This window comes from Novosphingobium sp. (assembly GCF_027486195.1).
Classification (GTDB): domain Bacteria; phylum Pseudomonadota; class Alphaproteobacteria; order Sphingomonadales; family Sphingomonadaceae; genus Novosphingobium.
This window is the reverse complement of sequence record NZ_JAIXPP010000108.1, coordinates 1-4986: the sequence shown is the minus strand read 5'-3', so window position 1 is coordinate 4986 and position 4986 is coordinate 1. Positions and strand designations below refer to the sequence as shown.

The window sequence follows — 4986 nt, the reverse complement described above, 5'->3', positions numbered from 1 at the left end:
TGTGAAAGCGTTCGTGCCATCCATGCTGGCCTCCTGTCACCAGCAGGAAGTCTGAATCACAACGAGCCCGCAAAGGGAATCCCAATCGATTCAGAACGTGTGGAAACCGCTCTAGCTGACATCATTCGGGCGCTGCGCCGCCAAACGCAGCAAAGTCGCGGATTTCTGCCCAGTACAGAACACCGGGCTCCCGGGTACGGTGTGCCTACTTTCCCCCTTCCAGAATAGTTGTTTGGGGCTCGCGGAAGGACTGACAATCGGGATCAGGACGGCAGGACTAGCGGGATCTCCGGTTGCCCTCAGGCGCAGGCCTGTTGGTACCGCAAGTGTACCACCTGACCACCACTTCACGGCGGCGCGTGGCGCTCGATGCCCCCGCGATGCCGATTGTGGCTCAAGCACAGATAAGGCCCCGGCAGATCGGTCTGCAGGGGCCTTGTTCGAGCGGGATGAGCCCTTCAATCCTCGTCGATGTCGGGAGCGCTCTCGCCGGAGGAGATACGGCCATTGGTCAGGAAGTCGACCTTGTCCGCGATGATCTCGCAGCCGTAGCGCTTGGTGCCGGACTGGTCCTCCCACTGCGTGTAGCGGATGCGGCCCTCGACCGTCACCAGCTGCCCTTTGCGGCAGAACTTGGCGACGTTTGCATTGAGGCCGTTGTCGCAGGTAATTCGGTAGAACTCTCTGTCCTTGGCAGGCTTACACTTAACGCGGTTCCACTTTCGCGCGCAATCTGGCCAGCCTTGACCTTGCGGGCTCACCAATCAAACAGAAGAGCTGATCTATCGTGACTACCACGCAGGCAAACTGCCGACTAGGTGCGCCCCAGAATCATTCGTGTGCTTAAGGAAATCGACAGAGTAGAGTCCGGGTCCAATTGCGTCACTGGGAGCGCATTCACCAATCGCCCTAAATCGGCCGCAGGCGCGCCATTGCCCAGGGTTATGACCGCGTACGGCCTGTTCACCGTCGCTGCCATTCCTCACCGATTCTGGAATATGCGCAAATCGCGCGGATGTGGTTCACGCGGCGTTAAATCCGGCCACTACCGCTGCACGCAGCAGGTATATCCGCCCGGCGTCGACCCGTAGCGGGATGGTGGGCACACAGCCCTTGTCCTCCCCCAGCGCCTCGCCGGTCCTAAGCGAGATGTTCCAGCCATGCAGTGGGCACGTGACAACATTACCATGAATAATACCTTGGGACAGCGGGCCTGCCTTGTGCGGGCATTTGTTGATCAGAGCGAAGAACTCGTTAGCCAAGGTGCGGAACACAGCAATTTCCTCGGCGCCAACCACAGGCAATGTGCGGGCATTGCCGGGGGAAACTTGATCCACCGGGCCAATGTCGAGCCAGTCGCCAATCATTCGACATGTTCCGTTAGAAGAGGGCGGATTTCGGCCATGTGGCTGTGCAGTTCGGCATCCTCTCCCGCCACGCGCTTCGCCCAGGGATCATCCTGCATGAATGTCTGCGAAAAGCGGAACCGGTGCGCCAGAGACGCGATCGTGCCCGGATCATCGAACAACGCCGCTTTGACACGATCAATCCCTACGCGCTCGACCCACGGGGCAGTGCGTTCCAGATAGTGCGCCTGTTCGCGGTAGAGCTGGATAAACGCGGCGCACACGTCCATGGCTTCCTCCTCGGTCGCAACCTTGCAAAGCAGGTCGGTAACACGGACCTTCATCCCCCCATTCCCGCCGACATGCAGTTCATAGCCGCTGTCCACGCAGACCACGCCGAAGTCCTTGATCGTGGCTTCCGCGCAGTTGCGCGGGCAGCCCGAAACCGCGATCTTGAACTTGTGAGGCATCCATGAGCCCCATGTCATCCGTTCGATCTTCACGCCAAGCCCGGTCGAATCCTGCGTGCCGAACCGGCACCATTCGCTGCCCACACAGGTCTTCACCGTGCGCAACGATTTGCCATAGGCGTGGCCGGACACCATTCCCGCGGCATTAAGGTCGGCCCAGACCGCGGGCAAGTCCTCCTTGCGGATCCCGAAAATGTCGAGCCGCTGACCGCCGGTCACCTTGACCATGGGTGCGTTGTACTTCTCCACCACATCGGCAATCGCGCGCAGCTCGCGCGGATTGGTGAGGCCGCCCCACATGCGCGGCACCACCGAATAGGTGCCGTCCTTCTGGATATTGGCGTGCATCCGCTCGTTCACGAAGCGGCTCTGCTGATCGTCTTTGTATTCGCCTGGCCAAGCGCACAGGAGATAATAGTTGAGTGCCGGACGGCACGAGGCGCAGCCGTCGGGCGTGGACCAGTGCAGTTCCTGCATCAGCTGTGGAATGGCACGAAGCTGCCTTTCGAGGATCAAGCGGCGCACGTCGTCGTGGCTGAAGCGAGTGCATTTGCACACTGTCTTCGGCCCGGATTGCACTTCGCCGCCAAGCGTCAGCGCGAGCAGGGTTTCGACCTGACCGGTGCACGAGCCGCAGCTCGCCGAGGCTTTGCAAGAGCTGCGCACCGCATCAAGGCTGCGAGCCCCCGCGCTGATCGCGGCGATGACTCTGCCTTTGGAAACGCCGTTGCAACCACAGATTTCCGCGTCTGCAGAAAGGGCGGCAACTGCACCGCTAGGGTCAGCGAGGGCGCCCCTGGCAACAAAAGCCTGGCCGAAAATCAGCGCCTCGCGGATGCCCGATATGTCTTCGGCTTTGCGCAGCAGGTCGAAGTACCAAGCGCCGTCGATGGTATCGCCATACAGCACCGCGCCTACCACGCGGTCGTCTCTCACCACCAAGCGCTTGTAAATGCCGCGCGCGGCATCGCGCAGCACGATGTCCTCGGCCCCGCCACCGCCGGAAAAATCGCCTGCAGAAAATAGTTCGATGCCGGATACCTTAAGTTTCGTCGAGGTGACCGATCCTGCGTAACCGGTGGGCTTGTCGGTGGCGTAATCGGCCATTGCGCGGCACATTTCCCACAGCGGCGCGACGAGGCCGTAGCAAGCCCCGCGGTGCTGCACGCATTCGCCCACAGCCAGAATCGCAGTATCCGAGGTGACCATGTGATCATCCACCAGGATGCCGCGTTCAACATCGAGCCCGGCGGCTTTGGCTAGAGCAGTCGCGGAGCGGATGCCGATGGCCATGACCACGATCTGCGCCGGGAACTCGCGCCCGTCCTTGAGTCTCACACCGGTGACGTGCCCGTCGCTGCCCAAAATCTCGGCGGTATCGCCGCTGGTCACGATGGTTTGGCCGCGCCGTTCGAGTTCGACCTTGAGCAGCCAGCCTGCCGCCTCGTCCAGCTGCCGTTCCATCAATGTCGGCATGATGTGGACCACAGTTACCGCCATGCCGCGCAATGAGAGGCCATGAGCAGCCTCAAGGCCCAGCAAGCCGCCGCCGATCACAACTGCCGCGCCCCCGCCGGCAGCCTTTCCAGCATCGGCTGCAGCGATCATCCGGGCCACATCATCGAGATCACGGAACGTGATGACTCCGGCCAGATCGCGCCCCGGCACTGGAATGACGAGCGGATCGGAACCGGTCGCAATCAGCAGCCGGTCGTAAATCTCGGTCCGGCCCGAGCGAGCGGTAACGGTGCGGTTGACGCGGTCGATTGCGGTGACCCGATCGCCCGCCACCAGCGTGATCGCATTATTGGCGTACCACGCAGCATCGTTGATGACGATTTCATCGAAGGTCTTTTCGCCCGCCAATACGGACGAGAGCATGATCCGGTTGTAATTGACACGCGGCTCGGCCCCGAAAATCGTAACGCTGTAGCGCGCTGGATCGCGGGCGAGGATTTCCTCCACTGCGCGGCACCCGGCCATGCCGTTGCCGATCACGACCAGCCGTTCGCGCAACGGCGCTTCGAAGGTTTGCTCGCTTAATGTGTTCAGGGCAGTCAAGTGGGGGCTTCCCTTGGCAGAGTTTGTCGCGATCGGGCCACTTGCATGCCTATGCGAAAAACTTACTGTACACTTGTTTACTGATTATGATATCGCAATGCTCAGGTCAATAGGTGCACAAACCAGTGGCTATGGGATGGTTGGGTCAAGTATGCGCGCTGGTCTCGACCGAAGGCAAACAGCACGTCGGGATTGGCATGCCCAGGGGCGTCTGGCCGTGCACTTACGACATGCGCGGCGAGGCGCAACCGACGCTATCTTGGGCGCGACCATGAGGCGATCCGTAACCGCCAATGATGACAAGGAACTGATCCGATGAAGGCAACTGCTGCCGTTCTCAACCAGCCCAACGGCCCGTTCTCCATTGAGGCAGTCGACGTGGCGCAGCCGCAAGCCGGCGAAGTCCGCGTCGCCATCAAGGCAGCGGGCATCTGCCATACCGATCTGGTGGTCGCCTCGGGCGCGATGGGGCTGCAGTTCCCCGCCATTCTCGGCCACGAGGGCGCCGGCATCGTGGATGCAGTCGGCGAAGGTGTGACCGGCGTGAAGCCGGGAGACAAGGTGTTGCTTACGTTTAATTCGTGCGGCGCATGCAAGCCGTGCGAGCGCCATGAACCAGCCTATTGCAGCAACTTCGTGCCGCTCAACATGATTGCTTCGCGCGGCGACGGATCAAGCCGCGTAACCCGCGATGGGAAGCAGATTTCAGACAACTTCTTCGGCCAGTCATCCTTCGCGTCGCTCGCAATCGCGAACGAGCGCAACGTACTCAAGGTTGATGACGACACCGATCTCGCGGTCCTTGCGCCGCTGGGTTGCGGTATCCAGACTGGCGTGGGCGGCGTCCTGCGCTCTCTCGGAGCAAAGGCAGGCGAAGCACTCGTAGTGCTCGGTGCGGGTGCCGTTGGTCTCTCCGCTGTGTTGGGTGGACAGATTGCCGGATGCGCGACGATCATCGTGATCGAGCCGCAGGAGGGCCGCCGCACGCTGGCATTGCAGCTCGGTGCAACCCATGTGCTCGACGGACAAGGCGATATGGCCACTGCGGTTCGGGGCATCATTCCCGAAGGCGCGGACATGGTGATCGACACCAGCGGCTTTATGCCGGT

Annotated in this window: 4 protein-coding genes; 1 reads left to right on the top strand and 3 read right to left on the bottom strand. The window is 61.4% G+C overall.

Annotated features, from left to right (window positions below):
* Positions 1 to 458: 458 nt before the first annotated feature.
* The 3 genes from Q0071_RS18680 to nirB form a co-directional block, all read right to left on the bottom strand.
* Positions 459 to 761, bottom strand: a complete 303-nt coding sequence (locus tag Q0071_RS18680; protein ID WP_298173209.1) for a single-stranded DNA-binding protein — start codon at positions 759 to 761, stop codon at positions 459 to 461.
* Positions 762 to 1022: 261 nt separating this feature from the next.
* The gene (gene nirD, locus Q0071_RS18675) at positions 1023 to 1367 is read right to left on the bottom strand and encodes a nitrite reductase small subunit NirD (protein WP_298173207.1); all 345 of its coding nucleotides are present in this window, start codon (positions 1365 to 1367) and stop codon (positions 1023 to 1025) included.
* Positions 1364 to 3877: a nitrite reductase large subunit NirB gene (gene nirB / locus Q0071_RS18670; RefSeq protein WP_298173204.1), complete on the bottom strand. Its 2514-nt coding sequence runs from the start codon at positions 3875 to 3877 to the stop codon at positions 1364 to 1366. The genes nirD and nirB overlap by 4 nt, the downstream gene beginning before the upstream one ends.
* Before the next feature lie 315 nt (positions 3878 to 4192).
* Here nirB and Q0071_RS18665 point away from each other — a divergent pair.
* Positions 4193 to 4986 (top strand): alcohol dehydrogenase catalytic domain-containing protein (locus tag Q0071_RS18665; protein ID WP_298173201.1); only part of this gene is annotated, 794 nt, incomplete at its 3' end.